General features: G+C 69.8%; 18 protein-coding genes and 1 pseudogene. 9 read left to right on the top strand and 10 right to left on the bottom strand.

Features of this window, described 5'->3' with window-relative positions:
• Positions 1–28: 28 nt before the first annotated feature.
• Entirely contained in the window at positions 29–688 is a 660-nt protein-coding gene (locus tag ABZ865_RS30245) for a TetR family transcriptional regulator C-terminal domain-containing protein (RefSeq protein ID WP_361237145.1), read from the top strand.
• 182 nt (positions 689–870) lie between these two features.
• A complete protein-coding gene (nhaA, locus tag ABZ865_RS30250) occupies positions 871–2,748 on the top strand; it encodes a Na+/H+ antiporter NhaA (RefSeq protein WP_361237148.1) in 1,878 nt (625 codons plus the stop codon).
• 345 nt (positions 2,749–3,093) lie between these two features.
• Here the strand turns inward: nhaA and ABZ865_RS30255 are convergent, their stop codons facing one another.
• Both ABZ865_RS30255 and ABZ865_RS30260 read right to left on the bottom strand, forming a co-directional pair.
• Entirely contained in the window at positions 3,094–3,987 is an 894-nt protein-coding gene (locus ABZ865_RS30255; RefSeq protein ID WP_361237151.1) for a 2-dehydropantoate 2-reductase, read from the bottom strand.
• Between the two features lie 144 nt (positions 3,988–4,131).
• Entirely contained in the window at positions 4,132–4,485 is a 354-nt protein-coding gene (locus tag ABZ865_RS30260) for a MarR family transcriptional regulator (protein ID WP_361237154.1), read from the bottom strand.
• 468 nt (positions 4,486–4,953) lie between these two features.
• Here ABZ865_RS30260 and ABZ865_RS30265 point away from each other — a divergent pair, with 468 nt between their 5' ends.
• The 3 genes from ABZ865_RS30265 to ABZ865_RS30275 are packed head-to-tail and all read left to right on the top strand — an operon-like array spanning position 4,954 to position 6,019.
• Positions 4,954–5,250, top strand: coding sequence for a HEAT repeat domain-containing protein (locus ABZ865_RS30265; protein WP_361237157.1), 297 nt, complete (start codon positions 4,954–4,956; stop codon positions 5,248–5,250).
• A 41-nt stretch (positions 5,251–5,291) separates the two neighbouring features.
• Positions 5,292–5,819, top strand: a complete 528-nt coding sequence (locus ABZ865_RS30270) for a hypothetical protein (protein ID WP_361237160.1) — start codon at positions 5,292–5,294, stop codon at positions 5,817–5,819.
• Positions 5,820–5,830: 11 nt separating this feature from the next.
• On the top strand, positions 5,831–6,019 hold the full coding sequence (locus ABZ865_RS30275) for a hypothetical protein (RefSeq protein ID WP_361237163.1): 189 nt from the start codon (positions 5,831–5,833) through the stop codon (positions 6,017–6,019).
• On the opposite strand, the pseudogene ABZ865_RS30280 reads toward ABZ865_RS30275, so the two are convergent.
• The 5 genes and pseudogenes from ABZ865_RS30280 to ABZ865_RS30300 form a co-directional block, all read right to left on the bottom strand.
• Positions 5,943–6,336, bottom strand: a pseudogene (locus tag ABZ865_RS30280) (tyrosine-type recombinase/integrase); the annotation flags it as partial. The gene ABZ865_RS30275 and the pseudogene ABZ865_RS30280 overlap by 77 nt on opposite strands.
• Positions 6,337–6,628: 292 nt before the next feature.
• A complete protein-coding gene (locus ABZ865_RS30285) occupies positions 6,629–7,615 on the bottom strand; it encodes a hypothetical protein (RefSeq protein WP_361237166.1) in 987 nt (328 codons plus the stop codon).
• Between the two features lie 414 nt (positions 7,616–8,029).
• On the bottom strand, positions 8,030–8,926 hold the full coding sequence (locus ABZ865_RS30290) for an aminoglycoside phosphotransferase family protein (RefSeq protein ID WP_361237169.1): 897 nt from the start codon (positions 8,924–8,926) through the stop codon (positions 8,030–8,032).
• Positions 8,927–9,030: 104 nt separating this feature from the next.
• Entirely contained in the window at positions 9,031–9,615 is a 585-nt protein-coding gene (locus tag ABZ865_RS30295) for a GNAT family N-acetyltransferase (RefSeq protein ID WP_361237171.1), read from the bottom strand.
• 76 nt (positions 9,616–9,691) lie between these two features.
• Positions 9,692–10,873, bottom strand: coding sequence for a hypothetical protein (locus tag ABZ865_RS30300; RefSeq protein WP_361237174.1), 1,182 nt, complete (start codon positions 10,871–10,873; stop codon positions 9,692–9,694).
• A gap of 88 nt (positions 10,874–10,961) precedes the next feature.
• On the opposite strand from ABZ865_RS30300, the gene ABZ865_RS30305 reads away from it, so the two are divergent.
• On the top strand, positions 10,962–11,402 hold the full coding sequence (locus ABZ865_RS30305) for a Tn3 family transposase (protein WP_361237312.1): 441 nt from the start codon (positions 10,962–10,964) through the stop codon (positions 11,400–11,402).
• Between the two features lie 108 nt (positions 11,403–11,510).
• Here the strand turns inward: ABZ865_RS30305 and ABZ865_RS30310 are convergent, their stop codons facing one another.
• The 3 genes from ABZ865_RS30310 to ABZ865_RS30320 form a co-directional block, all read right to left on the bottom strand.
• A complete protein-coding gene (locus tag ABZ865_RS30310) occupies positions 11,511–12,236 on the bottom strand; it encodes an ABC transporter permease (RefSeq protein ID WP_361237177.1) in 726 nt (241 codons plus the stop codon).
• 107 nt (positions 12,237–12,343) lie between these two features.
• The gene (locus ABZ865_RS30315) at positions 12,344–13,909 is read right to left on the bottom strand and encodes an ABC transporter permease subunit (RefSeq protein WP_361237180.1); all 1,566 of its coding nucleotides are present in this window, start codon (positions 13,907–13,909) and stop codon (positions 12,344–12,346) included.
• Positions 13,906–14,853, bottom strand: a complete 948-nt coding sequence (locus ABZ865_RS30320) for an ATP-binding cassette domain-containing protein (RefSeq protein ID WP_361237183.1) — start codon at positions 14,851–14,853, stop codon at positions 13,906–13,908. Before ABZ865_RS30320 ends, ABZ865_RS30315 begins: the two co-directional genes overlap by 4 nt.
• A gap of 119 nt (positions 14,854–14,972) precedes the next feature.
• Between ABZ865_RS30320 and ABZ865_RS30325 the strand changes: the two genes are divergently transcribed.
• The 3 genes from ABZ865_RS30325 (at position 14,973) to ABZ865_RS30335 (ending at position 18,671) form a co-directional block, all read left to right on the top strand.
• The gene (locus ABZ865_RS30325) at positions 14,973–16,232 is read left to right on the top strand and encodes a HAMP domain-containing sensor histidine kinase (protein WP_361237186.1); all 1,260 of its coding nucleotides are present in this window, start codon (positions 14,973–14,975) and stop codon (positions 16,230–16,232) included.
• Positions 16,229–16,906 (top strand): response regulator transcription factor, encoded by a 678-nt coding sequence (locus tag ABZ865_RS30330; protein ID WP_361237189.1) that lies wholly within the window; start codon positions 16,229–16,231, stop codon positions 16,904–16,906. Before ABZ865_RS30325 ends, ABZ865_RS30330 begins: the two co-directional genes overlap by 4 nt.
• Positions 16,907–17,951: 1,045 nt before the next feature.
• Positions 17,952–18,671, top strand: a complete 720-nt coding sequence (locus ABZ865_RS30335) for a carboxypeptidase regulatory-like domain-containing protein (RefSeq protein WP_361237192.1) — start codon at positions 17,952–17,954, stop codon at positions 18,669–18,671.
• The last annotated feature ends 107 nt before the right edge of the window (positions 18,672–18,778 follow it).

Below are 18,778 nucleotides of genomic sequence, written 5' to 3' on the forward strand. Positions count from 1 at the left end.
AAGCCCAATCCGGGGTTATCGTTAAGGCATGACCACCACTACGGCAGCTCCGGCGCCTCACAAGCTCACGTCAATGGGGCAGGCCACGCGGGCCCGCATCCTGGAGCACGCCGCCGAACTGATCTACACAAACGGAGTCCACGCGACGAACAACGAGCAGCTCCGTCGCGCCGCCGGCGTCAGCGGATCGCAGCTCAACCACTACTTCCCGAGCAAGGAGAGTCTCGTCCTGGCCGTGATCGCCTGGCAGGCCGAACGCGTCCTCACCTTCCACCGCGACGAGCGATTCGCCGGCTTCGACACTCTCGACGCGCTCCGGGCGTGGGCGGATTTCTACGTCGGCTACGAGCGCGCCTACCAGGAGGGCTGCACCCTCGGCTCCCTGGCGAGCGAGATCATCAAGACGGACCTCGACGTCCACGACGAGCTCGCCAGTGCGTTCGACCAGTGGAGGGGGATCTTCCGCGAGGGAATCGAGCGCATGCAGCAACTCGGCCGCATCAGCGCTGAGGCAGATCCCACGCAACTGGCCAATCTCCTCCTCGCTGCCTTCCAGGGCGGCATGCTCCTCGCCCAGGTCGCGCGGGACATCGCTCCACTGAAAGACGCGTTGCAGGCAGCCATCGACCACCTGCAGACCTTCGCGACGTCTCCCGACGCTGGCGTAGGCCAAGCTCGGGGAGCGTGACGCACGGTGGGTCCCTGGCCGTATGCTTCAGCGCTCGGGCCTGGCCTATGACGGCCCCCGCCAACGTGGCCGTTGCCGCTGCCATGCCCACGAGCCCGCCAGCCTGCCAAACGCCCCACAGCCGACGCACCGGCTCTCCGCCCGCACACCGGTCAGCCACGCCTCGAACGAGAATCTGCCCCATGTCCCCTGAACCAGAGGCCTACACAGGCCAGACGCTGTGCAGCAGCGGATCGCCTTCCCCGCTGCGTGCCTTCTTGCGCACCGAGACCGCCGGTGCCGCCGTCCTGGTCGCCGCCGCGCTCGCCGCACTCCTCTGGGCCAACGCGGCACCCGCGGCATACACGTCGTTCTGGGACACCCGCCTGTCTGTCCGCTTCGGCACGTACGGGATCTCGCTCGGCCTGCGGGAGTGGGTCAACAGCGGCCTGATGACGTTCTTCTTCTTCGTCGTCGGTCTGGAGGCACGCCGGGAGTTCGACATGGGCGAACTGCGTGAGCGCAAGCGGCTCACGCTGCCGCTCGTCGCGGGGCTCAGCGGCATGATCGTGCCCATCGCCCTCTACCTTGCCGTCAACGCCGGACACGGCAGCGAGCAGGGCTGGGGTGCGGCGATGTCCACCGACACCGCGTTCGCCCTGGGCGTGCTGGCCGTCGCGGGCCGCGGCATGCCGCCCGGACTGCGGGTGTTCATTCTCCTGCTGAGCGTGGTCGACGACTTCCTCGCCCTCGGCGTCATCGCCTTCGCCTACAGCGACCGCATCGCCGCGCCCGCACTCGTCGTGGCCATCGGCACCCTCGCACTCGTCCTGCTCGGCCTGCGACTCGGCGTACGCCACGGCAGCGTGTACGCCCTTCTGGGCGTCGTCGCGTGGGTCGCCCTGCTCGAGTCGGGTGTGGATCCGGTGGTGATCGGTCTCGCCCTGGGGCTGCTCACCTACGCCTACCCTGCCTCGCGCGCCGACCTGGAACACGCGAGCGGCCTGTTCCGGCTGTTCCGCGAGCAGCCCACCCCGGAACTGGAGCGGTCCGTCCGCGTCGGCATCGCCTCGGCGATCTCTCCCAACGACCGCCTGCAACGCATCTACCACCCCTGGACCAGCTACGCGGTGGTCCCGCTGTTCGCCCTCGCCAATGCCGGCATCGAGATCAGCAGCGACCAACTGGCACGAGCCTTCACCTCGCCCGTCACCCTCGGGATCCTCATCGCCTACGTCCTGGGCAAGCCGCTGGGCATCGTCGGGGCCTGTGCGCTCACCACGCTCGCCTCCCGCGGGCGGCTGCGCCTCCCGGTCGGCTGGGGCGCGGCAACCGCCGGCGGCGCGCTGTGCGGGGTCGGGTTCACCGTTTCCCTGCTCATCGCGACCCTCGCCTTCCACGGTGCACGCCTCAACGAGGCCAAGCTCGGCATCCTCGCCACACTCGTCTGCTCCTTCCTGGCAGCCCGGCTCGTCACCGCGGCGATCGGCATTCTGCCGCCTGCGTTGCGCCTTAGGTCCGTGCTCGGGAAGGCGGAGACGATCGTCGACCTGGCCGTTCCCGTAGACCACCACGATCACATCCGAGGGCCTCACCACGCCGCGGTCACCGTCGTGGAGTACGGCGACTACGAATGCCCCTACTGCGGGCAGGCCGAGCCCGTGGTCCGCGAACTCCTCGCCGACTTCGGAGACCTGCGCTACGTATGGCGCCACCTCCCCCTGACCGACGTGCACATCCACGCCCAACTCGCAGCCGAAGCCGCCGAAGCAGCCGCACGCCAGGGCCGCTTCTGGGAGATGCACGACCTGCTGCTGAGCCATCAACAAGCCCTCCGCATCGAAGACCTGCACGCCCACGCGGCCGCTATCGGCCTGGACACCGAGCGCTTCGAGCGAGACATGCGCGCTCACACCGGCGCGGCCCGCATCGCCGAGCACGTCGAGTCAGCCGACCTCAGCAGCGTGGCCGGCACCCCCACCTTCTTCATCAACGGCCGCAGACACCACGGCGCCTATGACCTCACCAGCCTCACCGCCGCCGTCCGAGCAGCCCGCGAACGAGCCTCCGTCGCCACGTGACGGGGCCAATTCGCTCCTTGCCCCTTCCAGGGCGGCATGCTCCTCGCCCAGGCCGCGCGGGACATCGCTCCACTGAAAGACGCGGTGCAGACAGCCATCGACCACCTGCAGACCATCGCGACGTCTCCCCACGCCGGCGTCCACGGGGAGGGGCCGACGGGGCGAGTCGCGGTGGGCGCCCTTTGAGGGCAGGGCGAGATGCCTCGTTGTCCTGCGGAGCCGGGCCCGACCCGGTCGGCGCCGCCCCGGCGCCGCACTCGCATGTTCGATTTTCCGTTCGGGAGCGCTCCGGTACCACGGCACCGACCCGGCCCACCTGAGGGAGATGCTCAGGGCAGGGTCACACTATGAAGCGTTCCCCGGTGTACTCACGGCTTCCAGTAGCGCGGTGACAGTCTCGTTGTACGGGGTGGGGATGCCCAGTCGGGCACCGGCGCGCACCACCGCGCCGTTGCGGGCGTCGTACTCCATCTCACGACCTGCCAGGCGGTCCCACAGCATGCTGCTACCGGACTCGGGCGGCATCGCTCGCAATCGGGCGATGACCTGGTCGGCCAGATCCTCGGGAAGGCGTGCGCCCGACGCTGCGGCGACCTGCCGCGCCTCCTCCACCAGCGCGCGTCCCAACTGGGCGATGCGCGGACTGGCGAAGACCGGCATCCGTTGCATCGTCAGCGCGGTAACGGCACCGTTCGCCGCGTTCAGGCACAGTTTCGCCCAGGCAGCGGTGACAAAGTCGCCGGTTGACGTGACCTCTATGCCGCTGCCCTGGCACAGGGCCGCGAAGTCGGCTCCGTCATCGCCGCCCGGGACGGTGAGCCGTGGCCAGTCGAACAGCCGGACGTGGCCGCGGCGCTGCGACTCGGCCGAGATCTCCACCACGGCCGGAAGGACGCGGGCGGCGCCGACCAGCGGCGCCACGCGCTCACGGTGCTCCACGCCGTTCTGCAGCACCACGACCCGGGTGCCCGCACCGCACAGTCGTCTGAGCCACGGCCCCGCTGCGGCCGTCTGGTAGGCCTTGGTCGCCAGCACCACCCACTCCACCGCCGATACCTCGGTGGGGTCGGTGACCTCAGGAACAGACGCCTCCAGAGCCGACCCGTCGGGCCGTACGATGCGCAACCCGCCCAGCGGCGCACGCACGCAAGCGGTCACCTCCGCCCGGCCGGTCGCCATCAGCCCCGCGGCCACAACGCCGCCCACCGCCCCCACACCCACTACCGCAACCCGTGCCATGTCCACCGAGCCTATCCGTACCAAGATCGATTCGGAGAACGCCGCCGCACAAGGGGAGAGCCACAGTGGTGCGCACCGCGACGCGAACGTTCGCCTACCCGCTTTCGATCCGACGCAACTCCAGATGCACGATCCCCGACGTGGCTAGACGTGCCAGTGCGCGAGCTTGTGCAGCGCGGCCGCGGCATGGGTGAAGCCGTCGTCGCCGAGGAGATCGCGCATTTCCGCGTTGAACCGGTCGATTTCTGGTCCGGCGTTGCGCAGTGCCGCCGCGCCCGCGTGCGTCAGCTGCAGTACGACGGCACGGTGTTCCTGGGGGTGGGCACTCTTGGCCACGAGCCCGGCAGCGGTGAGCCGGCCGACCAGCGGCGTCACCGCGGACTGGCGCAGGCCGAGGTCACGGGCGGGAAGCTGCCGCGTTGTTGGTAGCTGCCCGGCACGCCGGAGAGCTCCGATCAGCACGACCGCCGGAGATGGCCGGCGCTTCGCCCTGATCATCTAGCCCACCGGCGTCTTGCGCCTGCTGGCCTGGCTTCCCGTCAGTACCCCGCGTCACGCGTTGTGCTGTGACACCGTCCGCCCGGTCGATGTGTACGGCAAGTACCGTCCTTGCGGCGCATGTCGGTTTTCGCGCGGCGCGTTCGGGCATGCCGGGAGGCGTGAAGCGGAGCCCTCGACGATTTGAGCTGAACCGCCACGTGCGGATTGCGAGCGAGCGCGCCGACGCGCTGCGGCGTCGGTGCGGGCGTGGCCGCGCGGCGTCACGGTGACCGTGGGCGCGGTGCTGCTCACCGGGCTTCTGATCGCGGCCGGCCTGCGCTTCATCGCAGAGGTGGCCGTGCCGGTGGCCGTGATCGTCGCGGTCGGCTGGGTCCTCACGTTATTCGCTCTGCTCACGGCGGCTGCGGTTCTGGCCTACCAGGCGTTTGGCTTCCTCGTCGCATTGGACAAATTCGGTCGGTCGGGTTGTGCGGCCTCGCGAACGACACCAGCGACAGCTTCATCCGGGTGTGGGCGGCCGAGACACTGGTCGATCTGGGCGACTCTCGCGGCACCGACCTCCTGTGCGCTCTCGCCCACGACACCAGCCTTGACAGCTCCTACCGAGTGGAGGCGGCCACGGCGCTCGCCGACCGAGGTGACCCCCGGGGAACCGGTCTGCTGGGGGAACTCGCCCACGACACCAGCCTGAATGCCGCCTGGCGCGGCCAGGCGAGACAGACGCTGGCAAGACTGAGCACCCCGGGGCTGGCTAACGATTGAACGTCTCCGCAAGCCGGTAGCGGCCGGCCTCGGCGGCGACTTTGCGCCCCCAGATCGCCGCCCACCCGACCACGGGCAAGGGCGTGGAACACCGCCCGCGGGGCATCGTGCAGGCCTTCCGCACTGGCAAGGACGCCCGTGCAGACGCCGGACCCAAGGGCCGCCCGAAAGGCAGCGGGGACATGGTGCCGCGCGACGAGATCTCCGCCCGGGTCGGCGACCTGCTCGACGAGGACCCGACGGTGACCCTCGCAACCGTCCAGGAGCGCGTCGGCCTGTCCTACGCCGCGGCCGCCCGTGCGCTGCCCTGGCTGCGCGGGGAGCGGATCGCCGACCTGCTGCAGGACGAACCGGACGTGACCCCTGAGGAGGCCGCCACCCGTCTCGGCTATCCGACCGCGGTACAGCGCACCGCCTTGGCAGCGCCGCCACCGAACTGCGCGCCCGGCAGGTCCAGCCCTACCTGCAGCGCGTTGCCGACGTCCTGGCCGGCGCGGGGCTGGCCGAGGCACAGGACGTCCGGGTGCAGCGCCTGGAGGGCGATGTGCTCGCCGCGGCAGTGGCCCTGAGCGGAGCCGGCGTGCCCACCCTCGTGTGGGACGAGCGCTACGGCTGGCGCATCGCCATCAGCAAGCGTCATCCGATCGGCAAGGAGATCGGCACCCCGCCAGAGGGAGACGGCATCCGCTACCTCAGCGAGCACCAGCAGCCCGACCCCCCGAGAGCGCAGAGCTTCCAGGCCGGACGTGGGCGTAAACGGCAGCGGTGACACCGATGCGGGCGTGCCTGAGGAGCTCCTTGATGACAATGAGCTCGACGCCTTGCTCAGGGAGCAGGGTGGCGGTCGAGTGTCGGAGGTCGTGGAAGCGGATGCGGCGGCGGCCGGCCTTGCGGAGGAGCGCGGTGATGGCACGGCTTTGGTTTGGTCGGGTCGATGGGTCCACCCTGCGCAGTGGTGAACAGGTGTTCGGCGGGCTGCCAAGAAGAGTCCGCGGTTTCATGCTCGCGCTGCTGGTGCTCGTGGTGGTGCTTCAGGGACTGGAGGCAACGGGCGGGGAGGGCGATGCGGCGTTCGGAGGCCCGCGTCGAGCACGCCTACTGCCGGACTCCCTAAAACACGCCAGCACTGGTACGTGCGAGGTCATGTACACCCTTGTTGGGCACAGGAGGTGGCCGCCTCATCATCGGTCTGTCGGGATTCTCTGAACCGATCGGCTGTTGGACAGGGTCGCGGGAGTGGGCCAGCGAGTTACCGGCCCTCAGCGCGCCTCGCCTGTGACTTTCATCGGTCGATGGCGGCAAGACACTGATAGTAGACATCCCGCACGACATGAACTGAGCAGGGCACCCCAGGGCTTCGCGCGCGGGTGTATGTCGGTCAGCGGGCGGCGAAGAGCGCGGTCACCACTGTGCCGACCAGCGGAGCCAGGACGCTGAACACTGCGGTCAGGACGCGGCCAGCGGTCGACCGTGCATCGAGCAAGGTGTCGAAGTCGGCGCGGGCCTCGACCCAGTCATGCGGCGGGCGTCCGTCCACGGGGACAGGGTGGAGGGCATCGCGCATCGCGGACACGCTGGATTGCCACGCGACGTACGCGGGCACGAACAGCAGCGCGCTCGTGGCGGTGAACACCCCGCCATAGGTGAGCAGGCGCAGCACGGGCAGCTGCCCAGCCGGCGTGCCGTTGGCGAGCATGGCGCTGCGTAGTGCGCCCAACGCGAGCATGCCTCCGGTAATTGCGGCGGCGAAGGCGGTCAGGAAGCGCTGCATCGCGGTGCGCAGCCACAGCAGTTCCTCCACCAGTGCTCCCGCCGTGCCCTGGGCCACGGCGGTCGTGGTCTCCCGTGTGAGGGCCGCGACTCGGGTGTGGACCAGGAGGAGCCCCGCGAAGCACGGCGTGATGAACGCCCAGGTGGCCGCGTTGATGGTGGTGTAGCGCGCGAAGCCCAGCCACAGGGGGTTGTGTTCGTCGAGCGCACGGGGGCCGAAGAACACCATCAGTATCCCGAGTGCTGGCCACATGGTCACGACCCTGACGGTGACGCTCCGCCCCATGGCGTTGGCGAGCCGAAGGAACGCGGGCAGGGCGGCGATGCCCAGCGCCGCAGCGGCGCCGGCTTCTGCCGCGTACACCCAGATCCACACGTCGAACTCGGGCAGGGCCGCGAACCGCCTGCTCGACGGCGTATGCCCCGAGCCGAGCTGCAGGAGCAGCAAGGTCGTTGCCGCCGTGGCGAGCGCGGCGACCAACGGCGCCCGGTCGTGGGCGAGTACGGCGATCATTCGGGTCGTCGCCCCACCGGACGTGGGCGCGGGTGTCGGGGCGGGAGTGGCGGACGGGGTGCTGCTCGCACTCGTGGACACGCTCACCTCAAGGCTGGTCGGGACCGGTGGGGTACGGCAGTTCCTCGCGGCGACGCCGACCACGCATCGTGCCATGACTTCGCCGGCCCCGTGGCCCCGAACAAACAACCTGGTACCCGCACACACCGCCGTCCCCGACCTGACCGGCCGCAGCACCGCCAGTCCTCGCTTCGCCCCGGCAGCCGCCTCGCGAACCGCGAAGTCGTGCTCGGCCTGAGAGCCCGTGCCACGCGCACGCGCGCGACCAGTCTCACCCAGGGGAGCAGTGGCGCCGCGGAGAAGCTCCGCCAGCTCGATCGGGGCGACGGGCAGCAAACGGCTGTGGACCTTGGGATTCCCACCACGCGTCGTGATCGATGAACCCATCAAGACGGGCGGCCCCATGGCCCTCAACCAAGTCCAAAGAGGCGCGCATCAAACACCCTTCAGAACACGATCAAGCGCCGCCCGACCTACAGGTCCCCAGTTCGGCTTGCCGCCGGGAAGACCCCGATCTCCGTTCTGCCCCATGAGCATGAGGAAGAGGCTCTTCATAGCGGCCAACCCGCGGGCGCGCCGGATCGCTTCCTCGTCTGCATGCGCGTACACGTCGAAGAACCGTGAAGCCGTGCCCGCGGGTAGCAGCACCCATGCGGCGGCGAGGTCCCACGCCGGGTCGCCGGCGAACATGTCGCCGAAGTCGACGATGCCCGAGAGCGTTCCGTCCGAGACGACGACGTTCGCGGGATGGAGGTCGCCGTGCACCCACACCGGCGGGCCCTCCCACGCGTGGGCCGCAACGGCGTCGTCCCAGACAGCCCGGACGTCGGCAGCGATGTCGTCGGGGGCAACGGCCTGCAAGAAATTCTCGAAGCCGTCCGTGCAGTTCCTGGGATGGGCGCCGCGGTCCGTAGCGATCGGCGCCTCGGCGGGCGCCTCCACATGGAGCGCCCGGAGGAAGCCCGCCAACGTGTCGGCCGCGTGGGCGCCGCGGCTGATCGAGCCGTGGTCCAGCGGTTCGCCGGGAACCCACGTCATCACGGTCCAGTGCTTGGGGAAGCGCGCGGACGGTTCGCCGAACCGCACCGGGGTCGGTACTGGGAGCGGCAGGCACGGGGCCAGCACGGGTAGCCACCGCCGCTCCTTGAGCTGGAGCTCCGGGGTGGGGTCCATGCGCTGCATGCGCACGGCCAACTCGTCCCCGAGGCGCCACATTTGGTTGCCCCAGCCGCCCGCCACCTCGCGGATGGCCAGCCCTGCAAGGTCTGGATGTTGCTCCTGCAGCAGGTCGCGGACCAGGTCTGCGGTGATCTCGATCTCGGAGTCGGTCATGCGAAGTCACAGTACCGAGGTGGCAGGGGGAGCGACTCTCGCTCTCCGGAACATCAAGCTGTGATTCCTCTGTCATCACCGATTCGGTTTCAGAGAGCTGCAGATCAGAGGTTTTGGGGCGGACTGGCCCAAAGTTCTGCTTGGCAAGGCCGACGGCATCGAGTCCACTGGTCCGAGGTCAACTCGAACACCCGGACTCGCCGACCGCCGTTGGGATTGACGGTCTCACGGACCGGATGCATCCCCAGTTTGGTCATGATCCGTTCGGAGGCGTCGTTGCCCACTTGAGTGATGCTGACGATCCGCTCCAGCCCTCGCTCTGCGAACCCGAACCGTACAGCGGCTGCAGCGGCCTCGGTGGCCAAGCCCTGCCCCCAGTGGGAACGTCCCAGCCGCCAGCCGACCTCAACCGCCGGCAGTACCTCCGGCAAGAAGTTGGGCACCGAAAGGCCGGTGAACCCGGCCAGCTCGCCAGTGGACCGGATCTCCACGGCGAACAGGCCGAAGCCCTGTGACTCCCACTCGCTCTCCCATGCCTGGATCCCGCTGCGAGTCTGCTGTTCGTCACGGACGCTGCCGTCACGGATCCACCGCATGACCTCGGGGTCGGCATTGATGGTAGCCATGGGCACAACGTCTTCCTCGCGCCAGCGACGCAGGATCAAACGGGGAGTCTCAAGCGTGATCATCCAATCATTCTGGATCACAAAATGGGCTCTCCGCCATCCTCACCAGGCACTTTCGATACAGGGCCTAGCTTGATCTTTAACCTGTGCGGCGAGGTCGTGGAGTGGTCGACTTCTTGTTCCAAAACGTGGTGGTGCCGGTCTTGCGGGGTGTGTGGACGTCCACGGCGGGCGGCCGCCGGGGGGTGACGACGCCGATGGCCTCTTCGGCGGCCCGCAAAGCCAGTTCGTGACTGCCGCTGCCGAGGTGATGAGCAGGGCAGCTCCTGCAGTCGCCGGTCCGGGCGTGTGCATGGGGGCTGCCGTTCAGGCCCCGAACGTGGGCGAAGGCGTGTTCGGGGAAGTCGGCCCGCACCGTGTGCCACGTGCCGCGTTGCTCTTCTTCGGTGAGGCCCGCGGCCACTTCCGGGTGCATCGGAGGGTACACCTGGCCATCGTGCTCGCGGAGCATGAAGACGTGGTCGACGTAGTCGACGGTATCCCCCTTCGGCTGCTCTGCATCCAGCCAGGCCAGGGCGTCACTGCGGCTCCCAGGCCCCCACAGGTACTCCGCGGGGAACTGCGTTGTCTCGAACCGGGCGTCGAACTCCGACCAGTACGGGTCCTCGTACCGGCTTCCGGGGCGGGAAACACTGCGGATCAGGATGTAGAGGTATCCGTCGGCATCCGTATCGTCGCGCAGGGCATCGGCCTGGGCCATGTGGACGCTTCCCTCGTCGTTCCAGGCCATGACGACGACGTCGCGTTCCACCGGGGCGGGGTACAGACGCCCACCAGGGGTCGGGTGTCCCCACAGCTGATTGATGAACTCTGCCAGGTCGTGCAGGGTCCGCGCCGTCTCCACGGGCGTCGTGCGGTGGTAACCGGTCGGGTGGGCCACAGCATCGCGCACCTTCGACATCGCATGCTCGATGCCGCGCGTGCGCTGACCACGCAGCAGACCCGCCGCTCGCGCCCAGGCCCGCAGCCCGGCCAGCATGCCGTTGAAGTCGATCAGCGTGCTGCCGACCTTCAACTGCCACTGTGGCGACGGCTGCTGCCGCGGTCTCCGCCGGCTTCTCCTGCCCACCTTCTTCACCGCGGCGAACACATCGTCGTAGGTGCGTACGTCCTCGATTACTGGAGACTCCAAACCGTTGGCGTCCTCGAACGTGACCGCGCCGGCGCACCACTGGACGAACCGCTCGCGCAGCGCCTGCTCCATCACCAGCAAGGCGCGGTCGTCGACCACGGTGAAGACGTCATAGTCGAGCAGGCCCAAACCGCCCTGCGCCTGGGCACCGCCGAGGCCGAGCAGGTCCCTGCGCCGCTTCACCCGCGGCGGGCCCAAGCACCCCACCTACCGCGCGATCGAGGAACTCGGGCGGGCGGTGCGTACGGCGTTCATCTGTGACTACCTCGCCGACGCCGACCTGCGCCGCGAGATCAACGACGGCCTGCAGGTCGTGGAGAACTGGAACTCCGCCAGCCATGACCTGTTCTACGGCAAGGACGGCGACCTGACCGGATCCGACAAGGAGTCCCAGGAGGTCTCCATGCTCGCCCTGCACCTGCTCCAGTCCGCGCTGGTGCACGTCAACACCCTGCTCGAAGCGGCTCACCGACGCCGACCGGCGGGCCCTGTCCCCGCTGTTCTGGACCCACGTGAACCCCTACGGTCGGTTCGAGCTGGACATGAACTCACATCTCGCCCTCGCCGCCACGGCGTCCCTGGTGCCAGGCCTCCGCACAGTGCGCGGGCGGAAGCCGCCCGATCGGCGGCGGACGGTGGGTCCGGGTCGGCATCCTGAAGACCCGCCCGCCCGGCGTCGCTCCCGGTCGGCTGGCTCGTTGACCGGGTGAGGCGCCGGGCCGGGGAGGGGCCCGAAGCCACCGTGCTCGCGGACGGCTCGATTCGGCTACGCGTCGCGCCTGTGCAGCAGCAGGCTGCCGACCAGCAGCGCGGCCGCGGCCCACGTGGCGAGCACGCCCAGGCCGGCCCATGGGCCGATGGGCAACTCGTGCAGATGGACGGTGGCTTGGATCGCGAGTCCGGCGGTCATGGGCGAGATCTGCTGGAGGTGGCGCTGCCACTCCGGGGCGTTGACCACCCGGGTGACTACCGGGAAGAGGTAGAGCAGCCCGAGCACGATCCCGATGGCGCTCGCCGCGTCCCGTACCGCCGTCGCCACGCCGAGGCCGATCAGGGCGATGAGGACCAGGTAGAGGACCGAGCCCACGGCCGCTCGCAGGGTCGGGCCGTCGGCCAGCGAGAGCGGGGCATAGTCGTGCGCCTCGGTGAATCCGTTGCCGGGCAGGATGTAGCGGCCGGCGAGGAGGGAGGCCAGGACGGCAGCCGTTCCGGAGGCGAGGACGACCGTGGTGAGGATCGTCGCCTTGGCGGTAAGGACGGTGATCCGGTTCGGCACTGCCATGAGCGTGGTGCGGATCATCCCGGTGCCGTACTCGCCGCTGACGGCCAGCACCGCGAGGACGGCGATGACCGCCTGCCCGACGGTGACGCCGGTCAGGGCGAGTTTGACGGCGTCCTGGCCGCACCCCGCGTCCGGGCACTTCACGGCCTTGGCGGTGCCGCAGCCGACGGCCACGGTCAGCGCGACGGCGAGCAGGAGCAACCTGCCCATGTCCCCTGCGGTGCGCAGCTTTGTCCACTCCGCGTGCAGGACGCGGCCGAAGTCTCCTCGCCACGTACCGTCAACCGTGCTCGTGAGTCGTGCACCGTTCAGGAGACTCATACGTCCCTCCCGCGCAGCCGCACCGCGGCCAGACCGAAGGCGAGCGCGGCGTATCCGCACAGCACGGCGAGGCCGGCCCAGGGCGCCAGCGGGTAGTAGCCGGTCGACGGCTCGTACACGCTGAGCACGTGCGCGTACTGCGGCAGGGTCTGCTGGATGGCGAAGCCCGCAGCCGGGGTCACCCGCAGCAGCCACTCCGAGACGCCCGGGGGCAGTACGCCGGAGGTGGCAAGCAGGAAGGGCAGTACGATCGACGCGATGACCAGGGCGACCGCCGTGCCGCTGCGCCGCAGCAGGGCACCGATGCCGAGAGCGAGCACGGCGGTGGCTGTGCAGAGCAGGCCGGTTCCGACCATGACGCGCACTTCGGTCGCCGACGTGACGGGGAAGACATGGAAGCCCCTGCCGCGCGCGCTGCGTTTTCCGATGGGAATGGTGATCGCGGCGGCGACCAGGCCGATGGCGAACGCGACGCCCCCGGCCACCAGCGCCTTGGCACCAAGTACCCGGCCGCGCAGGGGAGTTGCTGCCATGGTGGTACGCAGCAGACCGCGCCGGTACTCGCCGGTGATGAGCACCGTGCCCACGGCGATCACCACGATCAGCCCGGCGAAGGTGCCGACGAGGAAGTTCTCGACGGAGAAGCCGACGCCCATGACGGGCCCGCCGACGACCGGTGCGATGTCACCGGCCCCGGTCACGGTGAACTCGCCGCCGTCGGTCTGGGTGAAGCCGCCCTTCGTGGTGTTCGTGTAGCTGCCGGAGGTGCCCGCGTCGCCGCCCACCTGTGTGCCGCTCCACGCGCTCTGGGACCAGCCGCCGGTGAGGCCGGGGCGGCCGAAGGTGCCGGTGGCCACGGCGGGGCTGAAGCCCGTGCCCGCCGCGGTGTCCTGCTTCGCCTCCGGTGACGTGGCGAAGAGCCCGGCCTGCACGATGCGCGCAAGCCCCGGCAGCTTCGCATGGCCGACCTTGGTCCAGTGGGAGCCGTCGGTAGAGGCGTAACCGGTGAGGCTGTCGCCGGAGCGGACCAGGCGCAGCCAGCGCGGGGACTCCTGGGTGACCTTGCCGGAAGGGCCCGCCGTGTCGTGCGTGTAGTCGTACTGCATGCGCACGCCGTGGCCGCCGGTGGCGATGACCGCCGCGTACGGGGATCCCTGGGTGAGGCTTTCCTTCACGATGATCCCTGCCTTCGCCCAGGGCTGGGCGCCCTTGGCCGGCTTGCCGCCGGTCCCGGTGTCGGCCACACCGGTCAGGGACCGCAGTGCAACGGTGAGGGCGCCGTCGCCGGTGAGCGTCCTGTGGACGAAGTAGAAGCTGTCATTGACGGCCTCGCCACCGGGGCCCTTCGGGTACGAGGCGGAGTCGGCGCCGCGACCGCCGGGGGCGGGGGCGGCCGTGCCGAGCAGGCCGACCACGATCGTCACCAGGAGCGCCCCCGCCATGGCGAGGACCCAGCCGCGTACCGTACGGAACTTCGTCCACTCGGCGTGCAGCGTCCTGAGGAACCCGCCCCGCTCAGCGCGCCTCGTGGCCAGGGGGCGAGGGGTGAGGGTGGCAGTCATCGCGTAGCCTCCCACGCCGGGATGCCCCGGTACTCCACCGCGTCCCGGGTGAGCTCCATGTACGCCTCTTCGAGCGTCGCCCGGTGCCTGGACACCTGGGAGAACGGCACCCCGTTCCGGGCGAGCAGGGCCACGATCTCCTCGTCGGACAGGCCCGTGACGCCGAGGGTGCCGGGGCCGGTCGCGAGAACGGTGGCGCCCGCGCCTTGCAGGACCTGGGCGGCGCGCGGAGTCGCGGAGGTACGCAGGGTGACCCGGCCGCCGGACGCCTCGGCGAGCAGCTCGGAGACGCTGGTGTCCGCGACGACCCGGCCGCGGCCGATCACCACGAGATGGTCCGCGATGTCTTCGAGTTCGCTCATCAGGTGACTGGAAACCAGGACGGCGCGGCCCTGCCGGGCCAGCGACGACAGGAAGCCGCGCATCCACACGATGCCGTCGGGGTCGAGGCCGTTGAACGGCTCGTCCAGCATGACCACCGGCGGGTCACCGAGCAGCGCCGCCGCGATCCCCAGGCGCTGGCGCATGCCCAGCGAGAAGCCGCGGGCCTTGCGCCGGGCCGCCGTGCCCAGGCCGGCCTGTTCGATGACCTCGTCCACGCGCCGGGGCGGCACGCCCTGTGAGTGGGCCAGCCACAGCAGGTGGTTACGGGCGGTGCGGCTCGGCTGCAGCGCGGAGGCGTCGAGCAGTGCCCCCAGATGCCGAAGCGGGCGACGCAGGGTGCGGTACGGCACCCCGCCGACCAGGGCCTTTCCCTCCTCAGCCGCGTCAAGGCCCAGGATCACGCGGATGGTGGTGGACTTGCCCGCGCCGTTCGGGCCGACGAAGCCGGTCACCCGTCCCGGCCGCACGGTGAACGTCATCCCGTCCAGAGCCAGCTGTGGGCCGAAGCGTTTACGCAGACCGACGACCTCGATCATCGCCTTCGTACTCTCATCGCTCATGGGCCCCACCCTGTGACGGAGCGAGTTACAGGGGCCGAACGGCCACTGTCATCTCGCTGTTAGGCGCCTCGACTTAGCCTGACCTGGTACGTGTCCTGGTGCGGTGACGAGAGGGGAGCATGCGGATGAAATGGGGTCTGCCCCGACGGCTCGCGGGCCTGACCGCCCGGCTCGGCCTGCGCCGTGGCACTGCCCGCACCCGCTTCACCGCCTTGTACGTGGCTCTGTTCCTGCTGTCGGGAACGGCGCTGCTCGCCATCGCGGCCGTGGTGGCATCCGGCGGATCGCGCTCCAGCCAGACCGCCCCCGATGGCGGCACCGATCAGCCCGCTACCGCGGCACAGGCCCAGGGCCGCATCGACGAGCTGGAGCAGCAGCTGGCCCAGGCGCACGACACCCAGTCCCGGCAGATCCTGATCGGCTCCGCCATCGCCCTCGGCGTCATGGCGGTGATCTCGGTCGGCCTCGGCTGGTTCGTCGCCGGCCGGGTGCTGCGCCCGCTGCGCGTGATGACAGCGGCCACCCGCCGGATCACCGCCGACAGCCTGCACGAACGCTTGGCCATCGGCGGCCCCGGCGACGAGGTGAAGGACCTCGCCGACACCATCGACGACCTCCTCGGCCGCCTGGAGGGCTCCTTCGACGCCCAGCGACTCTTCGTCGCCAACGCCTCCCACGAGCTGCGCACCCCGCTCACCACGATGCGGGCCTCCCTGGACGTGGCCCTCGCCAAGCCGGGCCCGGTACCCGAGACCACGGCCACGCTGGCCGCCCGGATGCGCGCCGAACTCGACCAGGTCGACCGGCTGCTGGAGAGTTTCCTCGTCCTGGCTCGCACCCAGCACGGCGAGTTCACCGACTCGTCTCGCCTCGCCCTCGGCCAACTCGCGCTGACCGCCCTGACCGGACGGGCAAAGGACATCGCGGCCAAGGGCCTGACCGTGCGTGAAAACCGGATCGACGACTCCGCGTGGGTGTGGGGCAGCCAGACGCTGCTGCGCCGCGTCGCCGACAACGTGGTCGACAACGCGATCGCACACAACGACCCCGGGGGCTGGATCAGTGTCGCGGTACGGGCCGAAGGAGACGACGCAGGCGCAGTATCCCTCGTCGTCGAGTCCAGCGGACCGGTCCTCGACCAGCGGCGGGTGGCGGACCTCGTGCAACCCTTCCGCCGCCTTGGCGCCGACCGGACCGGCACCGGCCAGGGCAGCGGCCTCGGCCTCTCCATCGTCGCGGCCATCACCCAGGCCCACCACGGCACCCTGGACCTGCGCGCCCGCCCCGACGGCGGCCTGCGCGTCACCATCACCCTCCCCCGTACGGACGGCAGGGCGACGGTGGAAGCCTCCGACACAGAGACGGGCGTGGCGCGTTGAGAATCCTGGTGGTCGAGGACGCCCGCTCCCTCGCCGAAGTCATCGCCGAGGGACTGCGCGACCAGGGCATGGCCGTGGACGTGGCCCACGACGGGCTCGACGCCGCTGCCAAGCTGGACGTCAACGCGTACGACGTCGTCGTGCTCGACCGCGACCTGCCAGGCATCCACGGCGACACCCTCTGCCGGATGATCACGGAGCGGGACAGCCGCGTGATGGTCCTGATGCTGACCGCCGCCGACTCACCCGGCGACCGCGTCAGCGGCCTGACCCTGGGTGCCGACGACTACCTCGCCAAGCCCTTCCACTTTCCCGAACTCGTCCTGCGCATCCGCGCCCTGGCCCGCCGTCGCCCCGCAGCCCGGTCCCGCACCCTGAGCACGGCGGGCATCGAACTCGACCCGATGCGTCGCACCGCCAGCCGCGACGGCCACCAACTCGACCTCTCCGTCAAGGAATTCGCGGTACTCGAAGCCCTCCTGAACGCGAGCCCCGCCTTCCTCAGCACGGAGAACCTCCTCGAACAGGTCTGGGACGAACACGCCGACCCGTTCACCAACACCGTCACGGTGACCATCAGCCGCCTGCGCCGCAAACTCGGCGACCCCCCGGTCATCGCCACCACACCCGGCGTGGGCTATCGGATCATCGACCCAGCCGCCCAACCCGACTGAGCAGCGGGCCGGCGCTGGCGGCCCGCGAGCGGAGGCCGTGCTCGGTGCACCCGACTCCAGTCATCTGCGCAGCCGACTTCGGAGACTGACAACTCTCACAAACGTTCCTTTGCGCGAGCAAGATCAACAACAGGCCGCCGGGCCCCCATCGAACCCGGATTCGTTCGCAGAACCCGTTCTCAATCAAAAGCGGGACGGACCCCCTCCTGAGACTTGCGGTCTGCTGCACCTGGTCGGTGCCGAACTCGGCGAGGGCGCTCACCCGATCGGCGGTGGGCAGGGCGGTGACGGTCGTGGTCATGGCTCTGGAGCGTACGGTGCGGAACCCAGCGGATCAGCCGGACAGGTGAAGTGCCTGGACGTCGCGGGCGGGCCAGCTCATGCGCCCCTTCGATCCGAAAGGTACTGGCGGGTTACTTGTCACCTTGTTCGCCGCTCGTTAACGGCCCCCCTCGTTGTGGAAGTGGACGGGAAACATCACTACGCCGAGGGGGACGAGGCGTCCCCGCGGCTGTACGCGAAGATGGTCGCCGAAGACCGGGCGCTGCGGCTCAAAGGGTACGAGGTGTACAGATTCGGTGGGCGCGAGCTGGGCCTGAACAGTGCTCCAGTGATGCTTCGCCGGTTCTTCGCCGAACTGCTCGGGAGCAGCCATAGGGCATAGGCCCGTCAACCTCCTGGTGCGGGCTGGCCAGGTCTTCCCTTCACATTCGCCGCTGCTGCCTGCGCAGCCCTCACCCAGCCAGCTCCTGACCATCGCACTCCCCGCACCAGCCCCCGATGGCTTCGTCAGCAATCGCTGGCGCTCACGCCGGTCGGAGTGGTGGTGCCAGGGGCTCGTTGGCCTTTGTCCGGCTGTCGCAGTTGCCGACTCTGGCTACGCAAAGGCGGTTGGTCATTCGCTCAGTGATGGGCGGTTGAGCAAGCGTTATGGCCGAGGCGGTGCCGACGATCGCTGGTGCGCCCGCTCGGCCGCTCGGACACTCGCCTCCAGTGCTGCCATCAGGTCCAGCGCGGGGGCTGGCTCCGCCCCTTCTCCCTCGGCATGGCGCCTTTCGTCAAGCACTTCTTGCCGCTGGCGGGTCTGGGCCTGTACATCGTGCTGAGCGTTCCCTCCTCCGGCCTGGTCCCCGTCGAGCTACTGCCGAGGTTCTTCCAGGTCCTGCACGCCGTCATGCCCCTGGGCAACGCGGTCGACGGCCTGAGAGGGGTCCTGTACTTCGACAACGCGGATGTGCTCAAGCCGGTCCTCGTGCTGTGCGCGTGGATCGCGGCGGGTATGACCCTGCTGGCTCTCGACGCGTGGCGGCACCACCGCATGGCCGCCCGACAGGGAGCGGAGGACGAGCTGGAGGACGTTCCGGAACCGCCGGTGGAGGACCCCTCCATGGAGGCGCCAGTGCCCACCGCGCTTCCGGTCCACCCCCATCACTTCGGCGAGCTGTTGCCGATGCTGGAGGGCGTCGTCCGCGACGGCGAACAGCAGCCCGTCCGCCATGCCGCGGTGACCGTCATGGACACCAGTGGCCGGCAGCTGGTGCGCACCGCGACGAACGCGCGGGGCGAGTACGCGGTGACCGGTCTGCCCGAGGGATACATCAGCGTGGTGGTCTCGTACCCCGGCCGGAATCCACTTGTCCACCAGAAGCTGCTGCAGTCAGGCGTGGCCGTCCGGTCCGACTTCACCCTGCACGATCGGCGCAACGGAACAACTCGCACGGCGGCTCGACCCCTCGATCTCGAATCCGCGAGACACGGATCTTGAACAGCTGACTGACTGCCTGCCGCTCGGCATCGCGTGACCCTCGCCACCACGGTGCGGGATATGGGCGAGGCATTTCGCGATCCGAGCCTCGGATCTGCCGCAACGCG

Origin of the sequence: Streptomyces sp. NPDC047085 (assembly GCF_040643735.1) — a bacterium.
In the GTDB taxonomy this organism is placed as follows: Bacteria; Actinomycetota; Actinomycetes; order Streptomycetales; family Streptomycetaceae; genus Streptomyces.

Coding starts and splice junctions, on each gene's coding strand:
- ABZ865_RS30245 (WP_361237145.1), top strand. CDS start 29: ATGACCACCACTACGGCAGCTCCGGCGCCTCACAAGCTCACGTCAATG.
- nhaA (WP_361237148.1), top strand. CDS start 871: ATGTCCCCTGAACCAGAGGCCTACACAGGCCAGACGCTGTGCAGCAGC.
- ABZ865_RS30255 (WP_361237151.1), bottom strand. CDS start 3,987: ATGGCACGGGTTGCGGTAGTGGGTGTGGGGGCGGTGGGCGGCGTTGTG.
- ABZ865_RS30260 (WP_361237154.1), bottom strand. CDS start 4,485: ATGATCAGGGCGAAGCGCCGGCCATCTCCGGCGGTCGTGCTGATCGGA.
- ABZ865_RS30290 (WP_361237169.1), bottom strand. CDS start 8,926: ATGACCGACTCCGAGATCGAGATCACCGCAGACCTGGTCCGCGACCTG.
- ABZ865_RS30295 (WP_361237171.1), bottom strand. CDS start 9,615: ATGATCACGCTTGAGACTCCCCGTTTGATCCTGCGTCGCTGGCGCGAG.
- ABZ865_RS30310 (WP_361237177.1), bottom strand. CDS start 12,236: ATGGGCAGGTTGCTCCTGCTCGCCGTCGCGCTGACCGTGGCCGTCGGC.
- ABZ865_RS30315 (WP_361237180.1), bottom strand. CDS start 13,909: ATGACTGCCACCCTCACCCCTCGCCCCCTGGCCACGAGGCGCGCTGAG.
- ABZ865_RS30320 (WP_361237183.1), bottom strand. CDS start 14,853: ATGAGCGATGAGAGTACGAAGGCGATGATCGAGGTCGTCGGTCTGCGT.
- ABZ865_RS30325 (WP_361237186.1), top strand. CDS start 14,973: ATGCGGATGAAATGGGGTCTGCCCCGACGGCTCGCGGGCCTGACCGCC.
- ABZ865_RS30335 (WP_361237192.1), top strand. CDS start 17,952: ATGGCGCCTTTCGTCAAGCACTTCTTGCCGCTGGCGGGTCTGGGCCTG.